The 16,431-nt window shown below is 40.5% G+C and carries 12 protein-coding genes, 3 rRNA genes and 1 pseudogene; 15 read left to right on the top strand and 1 reads right to left on the bottom strand.

The window, feature by feature from the left end; all coding sequences use genetic code 11:
* Window positions 1–217: 217 nt before the first annotated feature.
* From HXV90_RS15235 to rsmI, 14 genes and pseudogenes are all read left to right on the top strand, one after another.
* Window positions 218–1,769: ribosomal RNA gene (locus HXV90_RS15235) — 16S ribosomal RNA — on the top strand.
* A gap of 182 nt (window positions 1,770–1,951) precedes the next feature.
* Window positions 1,952–4,879: ribosomal RNA gene (locus HXV90_RS15230) — 23S ribosomal RNA — on the top strand.
* Window positions 4,880–4,948: 69 nt separating this feature from the next.
* Window positions 4,949–5,064 (top strand): 5S ribosomal RNA (gene rrf / locus HXV90_RS15225).
* The 16S, 23S and 5S rRNA genes sit together here, the layout of an rRNA operon.
* Before the next feature lie 104 nt (window positions 5,065–5,168).
* Window positions 5,169–5,606: an SRPBCC domain-containing protein gene (locus HXV90_RS15220; RefSeq protein WP_269897535.1), complete on the top strand. Its 438-nt coding sequence runs from the start codon at window positions 5,169–5,171 to the stop codon at window positions 5,604–5,606.
* Between the two features lie 269 nt (window positions 5,607–5,875).
* Window positions 5,876–7,309, top strand: coding sequence for an aminotransferase class I/II-fold pyridoxal phosphate-dependent enzyme (locus HXV90_RS15215; protein WP_269897534.1), 1,434 nt, complete (start codon window positions 5,876–5,878; stop codon window positions 7,307–7,309).
* A 17-nt stretch (window positions 7,310–7,326) separates the two neighbouring features.
* A complete protein-coding gene (gene tmk, locus HXV90_RS15210; protein ID WP_269897533.1) occupies window positions 7,327–7,956 on the top strand; it encodes a dTMP kinase in 630 nt (209 codons plus the stop codon).
* 277 nt (window positions 7,957–8,233) lie between these two features.
* A complete protein-coding gene (locus HXV90_RS15205; protein ID WP_004229230.1) occupies window positions 8,234–8,563 on the top strand; it encodes a cyclic-di-AMP receptor in 330 nt (109 codons plus the stop codon).
* A gap of 109 nt (window positions 8,564–8,672) precedes the next feature.
* Window positions 8,673–9,113 (top strand): YaaR family protein, encoded by a 441-nt coding sequence (locus HXV90_RS15200; protein ID WP_004229228.1) that lies wholly within the window; start codon window positions 8,673–8,675, stop codon window positions 9,111–9,113.
* A 143-nt stretch (window positions 9,114–9,256) separates the two neighbouring features.
* Entirely contained in the window at window positions 9,257–10,261 is a 1,005-nt protein-coding gene (holB, locus tag HXV90_RS15195; protein ID WP_054548598.1) for a DNA polymerase III subunit delta', read from the top strand.
* Window positions 10,254–11,069 (top strand): PSP1 domain-containing protein, encoded by an 816-nt coding sequence (locus HXV90_RS15190; protein WP_048395431.1) that lies wholly within the window; start codon window positions 10,254–10,256, stop codon window positions 11,067–11,069. The genes holB and HXV90_RS15190 overlap by 8 nt, the downstream gene beginning before the upstream one ends.
* Before the next feature lie 27 nt (window positions 11,070–11,096).
* Complete coding sequence (yabA, locus tag HXV90_RS15185; protein ID WP_004229222.1) at window positions 11,097–11,453, top strand: DNA replication initiation control protein YabA; 357 nt, start codon at window positions 11,097–11,099, stop codon at window positions 11,451–11,453.
* A 63-nt stretch (window positions 11,454–11,516) separates the two neighbouring features.
* A pseudogene (locus HXV90_RS15180) lies at window positions 11,517–12,265 on the top strand (tRNA1(Val) (adenine(37)-N6)-methyltransferase).
* On the top strand, window positions 12,249–12,512 hold the full coding sequence (locus HXV90_RS15175; RefSeq protein WP_004229219.1) for a GIY-YIG nuclease family protein: 264 nt from the start codon (window positions 12,249–12,251) through the stop codon (window positions 12,510–12,512). The pseudogene HXV90_RS15180 and the gene HXV90_RS15175 overlap by 17 nt, the downstream one beginning before the upstream one ends.
* Window positions 12,509–13,384 (top strand): 16S rRNA (cytidine(1402)-2'-O)-methyltransferase, encoded by an 876-nt coding sequence (gene rsmI / locus HXV90_RS15170; RefSeq protein WP_048395435.1) that lies wholly within the window; start codon window positions 12,509–12,511, stop codon window positions 13,382–13,384. The genes HXV90_RS15175 and rsmI overlap by 4 nt, the downstream gene beginning before the upstream one ends.
* Before the next feature lie 233 nt (window positions 13,385–13,617).
* Here rsmI and HXV90_RS15165 read toward each other — a convergent pair whose 3' ends face one another.
* Window positions 13,618–13,896, bottom strand: a complete 279-nt coding sequence (locus tag HXV90_RS15165; RefSeq protein ID WP_004229214.1) for a transition state genes transcriptional regulator AbrB — start codon at window positions 13,894–13,896, stop codon at window positions 13,618–13,620.
* 334 nt (window positions 13,897–14,230) lie between these two features.
* On the opposite strand from HXV90_RS15165, the gene metG reads away from it, so the two are divergent.
* On the top strand, window positions 14,231–16,222 hold the full coding sequence (gene metG / locus HXV90_RS15160; RefSeq protein ID WP_369823948.1) for a methionine--tRNA ligase: 1,992 nt from the start codon (window positions 14,231–14,233) through the stop codon (window positions 16,220–16,222).
* Window positions 16,223–16,431 lie beyond the last annotated feature (209 nt).

Genomic DNA, 16,431 nt, shown 5'->3' with positions numbered 1-16,431 from the left:
AAAATAATTTAAAAATTATTGTTGACACAATGTATAGCACATGGTATTATATAAGAGTTGCTGCTGAAACAGCGGCAAACAAATGAACCTTGAAAACTGAACAAGCAAAACGTAATCAATAAAGTTTTAAGTAGCTAGCTTCGGCGAGTGAACGAAACAAAAATTTTTGGACATCAAAATTGATGCCAGCAAAACAATTTGAGCTAATCAAATTTCTTTTATGGAGAGTTTGATCCTGGCTCAGGACGAACGCTGGCGGCGTGCCTAATACATGCAAGTCGAGCGAACAGAAAAGGAGCTTGCTCCTTTGACGTTAGCGGCGGACGGGTGAGTAACACGTGGGCAACCTACCCTATAGTTTGGGATAACTCCGGGAAACCGGGGCTAATACCGAATAATGTCTTTTGCTTCATGGTGAAAGACTGAAAGACGGTTTCGGCTGTCGCTATAGGATGGGCCCGCGGCGCATTAGCTAGTTGGTGAGGTAACGGCTCACCAAGGCGACGATGCGTAGCCGACCTGAGAGGGTGATCGGCCACACTGGGACTGAGACACGGCCCAGACTCCTACGGGAGGCAGCAGTAGGGAATCTTCCACAATGGGCGAAAGCCTGATGGAGCAACGCCGCGTGAGTGAAGAAGGTTTTCGGATCGTAAAACTCTGTTGTAAGGGAAGAACAAGTACAGTAGTAACTGGCTGTACCTTGACGGTACCTTATTAGAAAGCCACGGCTAACTACGTGCCAGCAGCCGCGGTAATACGTAGGTGGCAAGCGTTGTCCGGAATTATTGGGCGTAAAGCGCGCGCAGGCGGTCCTTTAAGTCTGATGTGAAAGCCCACGGCTCAACCGTGGAGGGTCATTGGAAACTGGGGGACTTGAGTGCAGAAGAGGAAAGTGGAATTCCAAGTGTAGCGGTGAAATGCGTAGAGATTTGGAGGAACACCAGTGGCGAAGGCGACTTTCTGGTCTGTAACTGACGCTGAGGCGCGAAAGCGTGGGGAGCAAACAGGATTAGATACCCTGGTAGTCCACGCCGTAAACGATGAGTGCTAAGTGTTAGGGGGTTTCCGCCCCTTAGTGCTGCAGCTAACGCATTAAGCACTCCGCCTGGGGAGTACGGTCGCAAGACTGAAACTCAAAGGAATTGACGGGGGCCCGCACAAGCGGTGGAGCATGTGGTTTAATTCGAAGCAACGCGAAGAACCTTACCAGGTCTTGACATCCCGTTGACCACTGTAGAGATATAGTTTCCCCTTCGGGGGCAACGGTGACAGGTGGTGCATGGTTGTCGTCAGCTCGTGTCGTGAGATGTTGGGTTAAGTCCCGCAACGAGCGCAACCCTTGATCTTAGTTGCCATCATTTAGTTGGGCACTCTAAGGTGACTGCCGGTGACAAACCGGAGGAAGGTGGGGATGACGTCAAATCATCATGCCCCTTATGACCTGGGCTACACACGTGCTACAATGGACGATACAAACGGTTGCCAACTCGCGAGAGGGAGCTAATCCGATAAAGTCGTTCTCAGTTCGGATTGTAGGCTGCAACTCGCCTACATGAAGCCGGAATCGCTAGTAATCGCGGATCAGCATGCCGCGGTGAATACGTTCCCGGGCCTTGTACACACCGCCCGTCACACCACGAGAGTTTGTAACACCCGAAGTCGGTGAGGTAACCTTTTGGAGCCAGCCGCCGAAGGTGGGATAGATGATTGGGGTGAAGTCGTAACAAGGTAGCCGTATCGGAAGGTGCGGCTGGATCACCTCCTTTCTAAGGATTATTTCGGAATACAAACCTTGGGTTTGTAAGATTACGTTTTGCGTTCAGTTTTGAAGGTTCATTCTATCTGAATGAAACACTTCAAAACTTGTTCTTTGAAAACTGGATAAAACGACATTGAAATTGTAACAAACACATTTATTTTTTTAAGTTTTTTATAGGCTTAATAACTTGGTTAAGTTATTAAGGGCGCACGGCGAATGCCTTGGCACTAGGAGCCGAAGAAGGACGGCACTAACACCGATATGCTTCGGGGAGCTGTAAGTGAGCTTTGATCCGGAGATTTCCGAATGGGGGAACCCACTACGTTTAATCGCGTAGTATCTTGACGTGAATACATAGCGTCTTGAAGGCAGACCCAGGGAACTGAAACATCTAAGTACCTGGAGGAAGAGAAAGAAAAATCGATTCCCTGAGTAGCGGCGAGCGAAACGGGAAGAGCCCAAACCAAGAGGCTTGCCTCTTGGGGTTGTAGGACACTCTATACGGAGTTACAAAAGAGCGAGTTAGATGAAGCGACTTGGAAAGGTCCGCCAGAGCAGGTAAAAGCCCTGTAGTCGAAAGTTCGTTCTCTCCTGAGTGGATCCTGAGTACGGCGGAACACGTGAAATTCCGTCGGAATCCGGGAGGACCATCTCCCAAGGCTAAATACTACCTAGTGACCGATAGTGAACCAGTACCGTGAGGGAAAGGTGAAAAGCACCCCGGAAGGGGAGTGAAAGAGATCCTGAAACCGTGTGCCTACAAGTAGTTAGAGCCCGTTAATGGGTGATAGCGTGCCTTTTGTAGAATGAACCGGCGAGTTACGATTACGTGCGAGGTTAAGCTTTAGAAGGCGGAGCCGCAGCGAAAGCGAGTCTGAATAGGGCGAAATAGTACGTGGTCGTAGACCCGAAACCAGGTGATCTACCCATGTCCAGGGTGAAGGTGAGGTAACACTTACTGGAGGCCCGAACCCACGCACGTTGAAAAGTGCGGGGATGAGGTGTGGGTAGCGGAGAAATTCCAATCGAACTTGGAGATAGCTGGTTCTCTCCGAAATAGCTTTAGGGCTAGCCTCGTGATGAGAATACTGGAGGTAGAGCACTGTTTGGACTAGGGGGCCATCCCGGTTTACCGAATTCAGACAAACTCCGAATGCCAGATATTTATACACGGGAGTCAGACTGCGAGTGATAAGATCCGTAGTCAAAAGGGAAACAGCCCAGACCACCAGCTAAGGTCCCAAAGTAATCGTTAAGTGGAAAAGGATGTGGCGTTGCACAGACAACCAGGATGTTGGCTTAGAAGCAGCCATCATTTAAAGAGTGCGTAATAGCTCACTGGTCGAGTGACGCTGCGCCGAAAATGTATCGGGGCTAAACGATTCACCGAAGCTGTGGATTGACATCTACGATGTCAGTGGTAGGAGAGCGTTCTAAGTGCGTTGAAGTCAGATCGGAAGGACTGGTGGAGCGCTTAGAAGTGAGAATGCCGGTATGAGTAGCGAAAGACGGGTGAGAATCCCGTCCACCGTATGACTAAGGTTTCCTGAGGAAGGCTCGTCCGCTCAGGGTTAGTCGGGACCTAAGCCGAGGCCGATAGGCGTAGGCGATGGACAACAGGTTGATATTCCTGTACCACCTCCTCACCGTTTGAGAAATGGGGGGACGCAGTAGGATAGGGTAAGCGCGCCGTTGGTTGTGCGCGTCCAAGCAGTAAGGCGTGTGTGTAGGCAAATCCGCACACTGTAACGTTGAGCTGTGATGGCGAGTCCGTATGGACGAAGTTCCTGATTTCACACTGCCAAGAAAAGCCTCTATCGAGGTGAGAGGTGCCCGTACCGCAAACCGACACAGGTAGTCGAGGAGAGAATCCTAAGGTGTGCGAGAGAACTCTCGTTAAGGAACTCGGCAAAATGACCCCGTAACTTCGGGAGAAGGGGTGCTCTTGAGCGTGCAAGCGCATGAGAGCCGCAGTGAATAGGCCCAGGCGACTGTTTAGCAAAAACACAGGTCTCTGCAAAACCGTAAGGTGACGTATAGGGGCTGACGCCTGCCCGGTGCTGGAAGGTTAAGAGGAGTGGTTAGCGCAAGCGAAGCTGCGAATTGAAGCCCCAGTAAACGGCGGCCGTAACTATAACGGTCCTAAGGTAGCGAAATTCCTTGTCGGGTAAGTTCCGACCCGCACGAAAGGCGTAACGATCTGGGCACTGTCTCAACGAGAGACTCGGTGAAATTATAGTACCTGTGAAGATGCAGGTTACCCGCGACAGGACGGAAAGACCCCGTGGAGCTTTACTGTAGCCTGATATTGAATTTTGGTACAACTTGTACAGGATAGGTAGGAGCCAGAGATCTCGGAGCGCCAGCTTCGAAGGAGGCGTCGGTGGGATACTACCCTGGTTGTATTGAAATTCTAACCCATGCCCCTTAGCGGGGCAGGAGACAGTGTCAGGCGGACAGTTTGACTGGGGCGGTCGCCTCCTAAAAGGTAACGGAGGCGCCCAAAGGTTCCCTCAGAATGGTTGGAAATCATTCGTAGAGTGTAAAGGCACAAGGGAGCTTGACTGCGAGACCTACAAGTCGAGCAGGGTCGAAAGACGGGCTTAGTGATCCGGTGGTTCCGCATGGAAGGGCCATCGCTCAACGGATAAAAGCTACCCCGGGGATAACAGGCTTATCTCCCCCAAGAGTCCACATCGACGGGGAGGTTTGGCACCTCGATGTCGGCTCATCGCATCCTGGGGCTGTAGTCGGTCCCAAGGGTTGGGCTGTTCGCCCATTAAAGCGGTACGCGAGCTGGGTTCAGAACGTCGTGAGACAGTTCGGTCCCTATCCGTCGTGGGCGTAGGAAATTTGAGAGGAGCTGTCCTTAGTACGAGAGGACCGGGATGGACACACCGCTGGTGTACCAGTTGTCTTGCCAAAGGCATCGCTGGGTAGCTATGTGTGGACGGGATAAGTGCTGAAAGCATCTAAGCATGAAGCCCCCCTCAAGATGAGATTTCCCATTACGCAAGTAAGTAAGATCCCTCAAAGACGATGAGGTAGATAGGTTCGAGGTGGAAGTGTGGTGACACATGGAGCTGACGAATACTAATCGATCGAGGACTTAACCAAAACGTTTGAAACATTCAATGTGCCGTTTATCCAGTTTTGAAAGAATAAATCTTTCAATTAAATACAAAGTCTAGTGATGATGGCAAAGAGGTCACACCCGTTCCCATACCGAACACGGAAGTTAAGCTCTTTAGCGCCGATGGTAGTTGGGGGCTTCCCCCTGTGAGAGTAGGACGTCGCTAGGCAAAAAGTAACCACTGAGAAATCAGTGGTTTTTTTGTATGTTTTGAAATCTAGAAAATGTTAAAGTTTAATAGAGTGATCAAAATATTCAAAGGGGTGCAATGGAATGGCAACAGGACAATATAGTAAGGTAATCAATATACAGAAAAATAAATTAGAGGGTTTTATTCATAATAAGGAACAATGGGCTGTTTTAATACCAGGTTACTTACATCACGAATTACTAAATGAAGACGATATGATCTGGGTCTTCCAAGGAGACTTTGGTATAATTCAGAAAGCTGTTAAAGTAAAACTTAAAGTAAACAATTCAGATGCTCATCAAATACAGTTTGAATTAGAGGGTTTATCTGATCCTATAAATGGTAATGGTTCTTTTGAAATCATACAAAATCAAAATGAATCACCACAACTGACTGGTAATTTAACAATGAAAGCAAGTGGATTTTTAGCAGGAATGATGAATCCAGTATTAGATAATTTTGTACCTGGGTTGATTGAGCAATTAGTGGAAGCAATGGCCATTCAAGCATTACAAGACTAGTTATATGAAAATAAGTGGTGAGCCGATTATTACAGATAACAGCAATAATCGGTTTTATTTTAATAAGCAACTCTTATTGCTACAAAAATGATGGTTTAGGTATAGATGACTCTTTTTTTGGGTGAGGCGTCAACGATAATGACATCAAGCTGTGATTAACTTTGATGAAAAGGTTTGTTACTAAATAAAAAGTGGATTACCATGCGGAGGGATAGCTTTTTTCTCTCCTTATAATTTCGTATAATTAAAGGAGAATCTAACGAAAATGGGTGTTTGTTTTGCATAAGAAAAAACCAATTATAGAAGGGTTAGAACGTTTTCGACAGCAACAAAATATTTCTTTTCATGTCCCAGGTCATAAGCATGGTGAACTGTCCCACCTTCCACAAGCATTTAAGGATGTAATGCGTTATGATGTAACTGAGTTATCAGGATTAGATGATCTACATTACCCTGAGGAAATGATATTAGAAGCCGAGAATTTATTGGCAGATACATATGGAGCAACGAAGAGTTTCTTTTTGGTAGGAGGGTCTACTGTTGGAAATTTAGCAATGATTTATGCTACTTGTAACAAAGACGATACCATTATAGTTCAGCGTAATGCACATAAATCAATTTTCCATGCTATTGAACTTGTTGGGGCTAAGCCAATTTTTGTGTCGCCGCTATGGGATGAACGGACAATGTCGGCGACACATGTAGCTTATAGAGATTTAAAAGAAGCCGTAGAAAATTATTCAGAGGCGAAAGCAGTAGTGTTAACATATCCTACTTATTATGGGATGACTTCGAATGACATACAGCAACAAATTGCTTATTGTCATGAGAAGGGAATACCTGTATTGGTGGATGAAGCACATGGCGCTCATTTTAATGCATGTACGCTATTTCAGCCATCCGCATTGACACTTGGTGCAGACGTTGTTGTTCAATCAGCTCATAAAACTTTACCTGCTATGACGATGGCCTCTTTTATGCATGTTAAGTCGGCATTGATAGAGGCTGATAAAATACATCATTACTTACGCATGTTACAATCTAGTAGTCCATCTTACTTATTATTAGCATCATTAGATGATGCTCGCTATTATGTACAGACATATATGGAGAGTGATGGGGCATATATAATAGAAAAAAAGAATCAATGGGTAGATGCATTACGAGCAATTGGATCATTAGAAGTAATTGAAGTAGATGATCCACTTAAAGTATTGCTACGTGTTAATGGTTATAGTGGCTTTCAATTACAGGAGGCATTAGAGGCAAAGCATGTATATGGGGAACTTGCAGATGCCAATCAGGTTTTATTTGTGTTACCTTTGCTGAAGCAGGGACATACCTACCCATTTGCTGAAATCAGGGTTCGTATAAAAGAGGCCGTAACAACGCTATTAAATACAGCTAAAACAGATAGCATAACGGCTTCTCAAACAGCCTATCATTTTGTACCGATTACTGAGCCTATATATACCTTTAATGAGGTTGCATCATTAAAGAAAGAATGGTTACCATATATGCGTACAATGGGGCGAATTTCAGCGAATATGATCATTCCTTATCCACCTGGTATACCATTATTAGTACCAGGTGAAAGAATAACAGTAGCTAAGTTAAGTCAATTGGAAGAGCTACTAGCAGCAGGTGCAACATTCCAGGGGAATCATCGTTTAGCAGATAAAATGATTCAGGTTATTAAATAGTTGGAGGCAATAACAGCATGAATAGCAATTTATTTATTACATTTGAAGGACCAGAGGGAGCAGGAAAAACAACGGTCATTCAAATGATAGCAGAGCGATTAAAAAAAAATAATATTGAAGTTCTAGCAACAAGAGAACCAGGTGGAATTGAGATTGCAGAAAAAATAAGAACGATTATTTTGAATCCTGCACATACTGCTATGGATGAACGAACAGAAGCATTGTTATATGCTGCAGCAAGAAGCCAGCATTATTTTGAGAAAGTACGTCCTGCCTTAGATGCAGGGAAGTTAGTGATATGTGACCGTTTTATCGATTCCTCTTTAGCTTATCAAGGATATGCAAGAGGTATAGGTGTCAATGAGGTACTTTCTATTAATGAATTTGCTATTGGGAAGAAATTACCTGACGTGACCATACTATTTGATCTTGCTCCAGAGGTTGGCTTAGCGCGTATTCATGCAACTGGCAATCGGGAAGTAAACCGCTTAGATGTTGAAAGCTTGCCGTTTCATCAGAAGGTACGTGAAGGATATTTACAATTAGTAGAGCAGTACCCAGAGCGAATACGTGTAGTCAATGCAGATCAAGATATTGAAAATGTTGTTGAAGATGTATGGTTATTATTATTGGAAGCAATGCAGTAAATGCATGAAGTTGTCTACAACAATGTGATATAATGATACTATCCATTAATTTATCTTCACTAGAAGGGCAACAATTGTCGAAGTACCTATTAGGTCAGACACACCTTCGTGTAAGATACATTATGTGTTTAGGGAACCTTGTAGATGTCTCTTTTAAAACTTTCTTATAGAGTTTTTGTATCAACATGATGATGTTCCTCTAGTTCAACAGATGAACTAAGATTAAGTATAGAATTGAAATCTATCTAGGTGAATTTTATAAAAGGGGTGAGTGCGAATGAAGTTAGTCGTAGCTGTAGTGCAAGATCAGGATAGCAGCCGCTTATCAAATGCTTTAACGAAAAATCAGTTTCGCGCAACTAAATTAGCGAGCACAGGAGGATTTTTACGTTCAGGAAATACGACATTTCTTATAGGAACTGAAGACTCTCTCATACCCAAACTTTTAGATATTATTCGGGATAATTGTCGGGCAAGAGAGCAAATGGTTGCACCCGTTTCTCCGTTAGGAGGCAATGCTGATTCCTATATACCTTACCCTGTGGAGGTAGAGGTGGGAGGAGCTACCGTATTTGTTTTACCGATTGAACAATTCCATCATTTTTAAAAAGTAGCCTCCGAAGCTAAATCATTGATTATTTGTTACTATTAAACATTTTATTTAAAATCGATTATGCGTAGGAGAAATAGATGAAAATTGTGGGGGCGAAACCAGCTTGAAGATTAATCAAGATATACGTGTCGGGTTAAATACAAATCGCAAAGAGCCACTACAAAATAATAATCAAAATAACCGATTTGGAGATATGGTCGTCAAGCAAGGTAATAAGCTGCAAACAGAACAACTCACGCGTTTGTTAGGAGATATATCTACTGCAGGGGACCGAGTAGCTAGATCACGTAATTTACGAGAACTTGCTAGGTTTAAAATGCTTGTTAAACGATTTCTACAAGAGACAGTAGAACATGGTATGGAGTTAAAACAATCACATACCTGGAATCGTTTTGGTGAAGGAAGACGTCTGAAAATCATTGAAACCATTGATACACGTCTTGTCGAGCTTGCACAGGATCTCTTAGACGAAGAAAAAGAAGCAATAGATCTTCTTGATAAAATCGGTGAAATTAAAGGCTTACTAATTAATTTATATATGTAAAACCCGTGTCTCGTTCTCATTTAGGCGCGGGCTTTTTTCAAATGTTGATGTGGCTACTCGCCATAAAGTAAACAACTGTAATCTTTACAAGAGTGCAAGAAAGTATCACCTTTTGTTGTAGAGACAGGAAGGAATTTAAATGTATGGCCAAGAATGTTGAAGAGCTACTCACACTGCAACCAGTCGTAATGAAGCAGCTTCAAACAATATTTGACAAGAATAGATTAGCACATGCATATATTTTTGATGGCGAAAAAGGGACAGGCAAGGCAGATATTATGCACTTTTTTGTCAAATTAATGTTATGTGAGCAACCAAGTGGAAATGTTCCATGTGAAACATGTCGAAATTGCAAACGTGTAGATTCGGGAAATCATCCAAATATTCATCAAATTTATCCAGATGGTCAATTCATAAAAATTGATCAGATGCGAGAACTCATCGGAGAAATGAAAATGGTGGGTGTAGAAGAAGGACGTAAGATTTATGTGCTTCATCATGCAGACCGTCTTAATACAGCCTCTGCAAATATGATACTTAAATTTTTAGAGGAGCCAGAAGGAGAAGTAACTGCCATATTACTAACTGAGCAAATGCAGTCAATTCTTCCAACTATCCGTTCTCGTTGTCAACATATCAAATTTCAAAAAATGCCACGTCATGTTTTGTTGAAGCATTTACAGGAAAATAATATTTCATATTCAATGGCCTCAACAGTAAGCATGATGACAAATGAGCTCGAAACAGCGATTTTTTTAGCAAATGATGAGCAGTTTGCACTCGCTCGAAAAACAGTGTTAAAATTAGTAGAGGCTATTCGGCAAAATGTACACGAAGCATTGCTTATTGTGCATGAAGAGTGGTTGCCTCACTTTAAAGAAAAAAGCGAGATGGAGCAAGCATTGGATTTACTACTATTTGCTTACCGTGATATAGTGTCAATAAAAGCTAATCCCGAGGCAGCTTGTACTTATCCAGACATGTTACCACTATTTAAAGAAGTTGCGTTATATTCCACTTATGAAAGATTATCAAATCAGATGGAATCTATTTTACAAGCACGCGCCTCTTTACAGCGTAACATGAATAGGACGTTATTGATGGAGCAGTTAATGCTAAATCTGCAGGAGGGATATACATTTGTATAATGTAGTAGGAGTCCGCTTTAAAAAGGCGGGTAAAATATATTATTTTGATCCGGCATCATTTCTACTAGAGGATAGTCAATATGTTATTGTAGAGACAGCCCGCGGTGTAGAGTATGGAAAAGTAGTTGTCCCTCAAAAAGTTGTGGGTGATAATGATGTTGTATTACCACTAAAACAAGTACTTAGACCAGCAGATGATCGTGATCGTATACAAGTAGAGGAAAATGCAGCGGAATCAAAGCGTGCATTTGAGCTCGCTAGTACTAAAATTATAGAGCATAATTTAGAAATGAAACTTGTAGATGTTGAATATACATTTGATCGTAATAAAATTATTTTTTACTTTACAGCTGAAGGACGAGTTGATTTTAGGGATCTAGTAAAAGATTTAGCCTCGGTTTTTAGAACACGTATTGAACTTCGTCAAATTGGTGTGCGTGATGAAGCCAAGCTTTTAGGTGGTATCGGTCCATGTGGTAGAATGCTTTGTTGTTCCACATTTTTGGGTGATTTTGAGCCCGTTTCGATTAAAATGGCTAAAGATCAAAACCTATCATTAAACCCTTCAAAAATATCTGGCCTTTGTGGACGTTTAATGTGTTGCTTAAAGTATGAAAATGATGAATATGAAGAAGCAAAAGAGGGCATGCCAGATGTTGGTGAGATAACAATGACACCAGATGGCCGTGGGAAAGTAGTAGGGCTAAATGTGCTGGAAAGACTTATTCAAGTATATTTACATGAGCAGGAACGCACAGTTGAGTATACACTAGAAGAACTGCTAGCATGCGAAAAAAATCTTATTTAAGATAGAGAATTTAACGAGGTGGCTTGGGTGAAGGACCGTAATTTCTTAGATACCGTTATGGAGTTCGAACAACAGCTCGAAGCAATGCAGGAGCAATTTGGTGCATTGAAACAATTTGTAGCGTTAATGATGGAAGAGCATAAGGCGCTTGAAACAGAAAATCATCACCTACGTACACGTCTGGAAGAACTACTTTCTAATACAAACTCCGTACAAGCTGCTGAAGTAAAGAAAGAGAGTCCGCTAGATATTGGTGAGGGATATGATAACTTAGCTCGCCTCTACCAAGAGGGCTTCCATGTTTGCCATGTTCATTTTGGAAGTTCACGTAAGGGTGAGGATTGTCTGTTCTGTCTATCATTTTTAAATAAACAAAATGTGTAATAAAAGGCTGATTCCCGCTACGGTGGTGTCAGTCTTTTGTTTTGTAGCGTAGGAGGAGTAAGCATGGAAAAATGGCTAAAAGGCGACGAGCGGTTAGATTATTTGTTGGCTGAGAATTTACGTATTATTCAAAGTCCCTCTGTCTTTTCGTTCTCATTAGATGCAGTATTGCTTTCGAAATTTGTCAGTATTCCTTATCATAAGGGAAAAATCGTTGATTTATGCTCAGGAAATGGTGTGATTCCACTTTTTTAAGTGCACGTACAAAGGGACAGATAACAGGCGTAGAAATTCAGCCACGTTTATTTGAGATGGCAGAGAGAAGTATCCGTTACAATCAGCTAGAACAGCAAATTCAAATGATTCTTGGAGATGTTAAAGAAATACCAAAACAACTTGGCATTGAAAAGTATGATGTGGTTACCTGTAATCCACCCTATTTTTTAGCACATGAAGCGAGTGATAAAAATCTCAGTGAGCATCATGCCATTGCACGCCATGAATTGTATTTAACATTGGAAGAAGCGATTCAATCCGCAAGTAAATTATTAAAGCAAGGGGGCAAGGCCGCATTTGTTCACCGACCTGGGCGATTATTAGATATTGTGACAGCTATGCGAGCAAATCGCTTAGAGCCCAAACGGATGCAGCTCATTTATCCGAAGGAAGGGAAAGAGGCTAATACATTATTAATAGAAGGAATAAAAGATGGAAAGCCTGATTTAAAAATTCTGCCGCCGTTGTATGTTTATGATGCCAATAATGAATACACGACAGAAGTGAGAGAAATTCTTTATGGAAAAGAGCAATAATCACTACTTTTATGTGTTAGAGTGTGCTGATCAAACTCTTTATGCAGGGTATACAAATAATATAGAAAAACGTGTTGCTGTACATAACGCTGGTAAAGGAGCAAAATATACAAGAGCTAGAGGTCCAGTGAAATGTATTTACAAAGAAATATTCGAGACAAAGCAAGAAGCAATGCGTGCTGAATATGCCTTTAAGCAATTAACAAGAACACAGAAAATTAATTATATAAGGAGGGGTGAATCGTGAAATCACAAAAAAGTACAATACACGATCAGACAGGTTGTTTATATCTGGTAGGAACACCTATTGGTAATTTAGAGGATATGAGTGTGCGTGCACTTCGCATTTTAAAAGAAGCAGATATTATCGCTGCAGAAGATACTAGAAACACCAAAAAGCTGTGTAACTACTTTGAGATTGACACACCACTAATCAGCTACCATGAGCATAATATAGCCGTAGGTGGAGAAAAATTATTAACATTACTACAAGAAGGAAAAACAATTGCATTAGTAAGTGATGCAGGTTTACCTTGTATTTCTGATCCAGGTGCAGATATAGTGGAAAAAGCAATTGCCCAAAACTTTTCTGTTGTACCAGTGCCAGGGCCTAATGCAGCAATTTCAGCATTAATTGCATCTGGGTTATCGCCACAGCCATTTTTCTTTTATGGATTTTTGAATCGCGGAAAAAAGGAACGTCGCCAGCAATTAGAACAATTAAAAAAACGCCAAGAAACGATTTTACTATATGAGGCACCACATCGCTTAAAGGATACATTAAAAGATATGGAAGCTATACTCGGGGAACGTCGTATTGTTTTAGCTCGAGAGCTGACAAAGAAGTTTGAAGAGTTTTTACGAGGTACTTTGTCTGAAGCTGTAGAATGGTCACAAACTGAAGAAATACGAGGAGAGTTTTGTATTGTTCTTGAAGGTAATAGCTGTGTAGAAGAGGAAGATCATGAAGAAGCCTATTGGCAAAACATGTCCATTGTTGAACATGTTGATTTCATTATCAATCAATCGAATGTATCTTCAAAAGAAGCCATTAAAGAAGTAGCTAAGTTAAGGCAAGTGGCAAAGCGAGATGTTTATAATGAATATCATAGTGAATAATAGTAAAGAGTTACCTTATTAGGGTAGCTCTTTATTTTTATTTAGTTAATGACTCGAAACTTAAAAGTTGAAAAGTAATAATTTTGAGACACAATTTTAAATTGATAATAATTGTAAATAATAGTAACCTTAAATAGAAAGGTCTGACATGGACATTATAAGGGGTTAAGAAATTGGTTATATTAATAAACAGAAACACCTAAATCACTGTTTTGATCTAGGTGAGAAACTAATTATTTTTTTAAGTTAGATTGAATTTCTTTAACTAACATTTCTGCGCCTTCTGGACTTAAAATTAATTTGCCTCCAACTAGACGGAAGTTATCATCTGAAACTTCACCAGTAACAGCACATGTCATATTAGGCATATATTTTTTTAAGATGATTTTATCATCATCCACATAGATTTCTAAAGCGTCCTTTTCAGCAATACCTAGCGTACGGCGTAACTCGATAGGAATTACTACACGACCTAACTCATCGACTTTACGAACAATCCCTGTTGATTTCATAATAGATTTCCTCCTAATTTATAAAAGTTATATTGGTATTTCGTCAAATTTCGACATTATTTCTTTGTCTGATAGTTATCATACCAAGTAATGCCATAAACGTCAATTAATTAATGCACTAATATTATGGTTTTTAAAAAAATTTTTTGAGAAGAATGCAGGTATTTTAATTTTTTTAAAAGGTTTTTAATAAATATTTTTGTTAATAGTAAAAAAGGTTCTTATTTAAGTCATTTAATGGATTAAATATATTATTCGACAATTTTCGCGTTTAATAAACTTTCATTGAAACGAATTTCGTACTTCGTTAGAATAGAAAGTATATTGTAAAACAATGGAGGCAGTTCTTGTGAGTGAACAACAAAAAACATTCTATATAACAACACCCATTTACTATCCAAGTGGGAAATTTCATATTGGTACGGCATATACAACAGTAGCATCTGATACTATTGCACGCTATAAACGTTTAAAAGGTTATGATGTACGCTTTTTAACAGGAATGGACGAACATGGCCAAAAAATTCAAGAAAAAGCAGCTGAAGCGGGTAAACATCCTCAAGATTATGTAAATGAAATTGCCGATGCTGCGAAAAAACTTTGGGGTTTAATGGATATTTCTTATGATGACTTTATTCAAACAACGCAGGATCGACATACGAAAGCTGTCGAAAAGATTTTCCAAAAGTTTTTAGATAATGGTGATATCTATAAAGGTGAATATGAAGGCTGGTACTGTACACCGTGTGAATCATTCTTTACTGAGACTCAACTAGTTGACGGGAACTGTCCTGATTGTGGTCGTCCGGTGCATAAGGTTAAAGAAGAATCGTACTTCTTTAATATGAAGAAATATGCAGATCGTTTATTAGCTTATTATGAAGAGAACCTTGAATTCATTGAGCCAGAATCACGAAAAAATGAAATGATCAACAACTTCATTAAACCAGGGCTAGAGGATTTATCGGTATCAAGAACATCCTTCGACTGGGGAATTAAAGTACCAGGAGATCCAAAGCATGTTATTTATGTATGGGTTGATGCATTAACGAATTATATTACAGCCTTAGGTTATCTATCAGAAGATGAATCATTATTCAATAAATATTGGCCAGCAGATGTACATGTAGTTGGCAAGGATATTGTTCGTTTCCACACGATTTATTGGCCAATCTTCTTAATGGCATTAGATTTGCCATTACCGAAAAAGGTATTTGCTCATGGTTTTATTATGATGAAAGACGGTAAAATGTCTAAATCAAAGGGCAATGTAATTTATCCTGAAATGTTAATCGAGCGTTATGGTCTAGATGCGACACGTTATTTCCTATTACGAGAATTACCATTTGGCTCTGATGGGGTATTTTCACCAGAATCATTTATTGAACGTACAAACTTTGATCTGGCTAATGATTTAGGGAACTTATTAAATCGTACAATTTCAATGATTAATAAATATTTTGATGGTATTATTCCGACAGAAAATCTTCAACCGACAGAATTTGATGCAGCTTTAAAAGAGCAAGCTGAGTCGGTACGTATTAAATATGAAGAAAGTATGGAAAAAATGCAATTTAGTGTCGTTCTTGCTGACTTATGGACGCTTGTTTCACGCACAAATAAGTATATAGATGAGACACAACCATGGGTGTTAGCAAAGGAAGAGTCAGACAAGCCAAAATTAGGTGCAGTTATGCGAAATTTGGCAGAAAGCTTACACCAAATCGCTGTCATGTTGCAACCATTTATGACAACAACTCCTAAACGTATGATCGATCAGTTAGGATTAGATGACAAATTCTTAGCATGGGATACAATTGCAACATTCGGCAATACTATTCCAGCAAACATTAAAGTGGTAGAAAAAGGGATACCGATTTTCCCACGCTTAGAAAATGAGGTTGAGATTACTTATATTCGTGAGGAAATGCGTGGGTCTGTGAAAACACCACAGGATGAAGAAATTAAAAAGGTAGAAAAAACTGAAGAAAATCCAGAAATTCCTGAAATTACTATTGATGATTTTATGAAAGTTGATTTGCGTGTAGCTACTGTGACTGCATGTGAAACTGTTCCGAAAGCAGATAAATTATTAAAGCTACAAGTTGATCTAGGATATGAGCAACGTCAAGTAGTTTCAGGTATTGCGAAATTCTATACACCAGATGATTTAATAGGTCAAAAAGTGATTGTCGTAGCAAATTTAAAACCAGTAAAATTACGTGGTGAAATATCACAAGGAATGATTTTAGCTGGTGAGAAAGATGGAATTTTAAAATTAGCATCAGTTGATCCTAAACTTGAAAATGGTGCAAAAGTAAAGTAATGAACTTAAGGAAGGCCTGCTGAATATGAATTATTCAGCAGGCTTTTCAAATCTGTTAGAGAAATCGGGATTAAATTATTTTGATATAATTTATGATGCGTGAAAAACTTGGTTTTATGGGCCTGAAGAACTACTTGTGGTAATGTCGATTAAGTGGAATGTCACAATGTCGAATAGTTTGTAATGAAATTGTAATGATCACGAAAAAT

Origin of the sequence: Lysinibacillus sp. JK80 (assembly GCF_027557635.1) — a bacterium.
Taxonomy (GTDB): Bacteria; Bacillota; Bacilli; order Bacillales_A; family Planococcaceae; genus Lysinibacillus; species Lysinibacillus capsici.
Note: the sequence above shows the minus strand (reverse complement) of the source record. Positions and strands in the feature narration are given on the sequence as shown.

Excerpts from the sequence above, each read along its gene's own strand:
- tmk (WP_269897533.1), top strand. The coding sequence starts at position 7,327 with ATGAATAGCAATTTATTTATTACATTTGAAGGACCAGAGGGAGCAGGA.
- metG (WP_369823948.1), top strand. The coding sequence starts at position 14,231 with ATGGAGGCAGTTCTTGTGAGTGAACAACAAAAAACATTCTATATAACA.
- HXV90_RS15205 (WP_004229230.1), top strand. The coding sequence starts at position 8,234 with ATGAAGTTAGTCGTAGCTGTAGTGCAAGATCAGGATAGCAGCCGCTTA.
- HXV90_RS15220 (WP_269897535.1), top strand. The coding sequence starts at position 5,169 with ATGGCAACAGGACAATATAGTAAGGTAATCAATATACAGAAAAATAAA.
- HXV90_RS15165 (WP_004229214.1), bottom strand. The coding sequence starts at position 13,896 with ATGAAATCAACAGGGATTGTTCGTAAAGTCGATGAGTTAGGTCGTGTA.
- holB (WP_054548598.1), top strand. The coding sequence starts at position 9,257 with ATGGCCAAGAATGTTGAAGAGCTACTCACACTGCAACCAGTCGTAATG.
- HXV90_RS15175 (WP_004229219.1), top strand. The coding sequence starts at position 12,249 with ATGGAAAAGAGCAATAATCACTACTTTTATGTGTTAGAGTGTGCTGAT.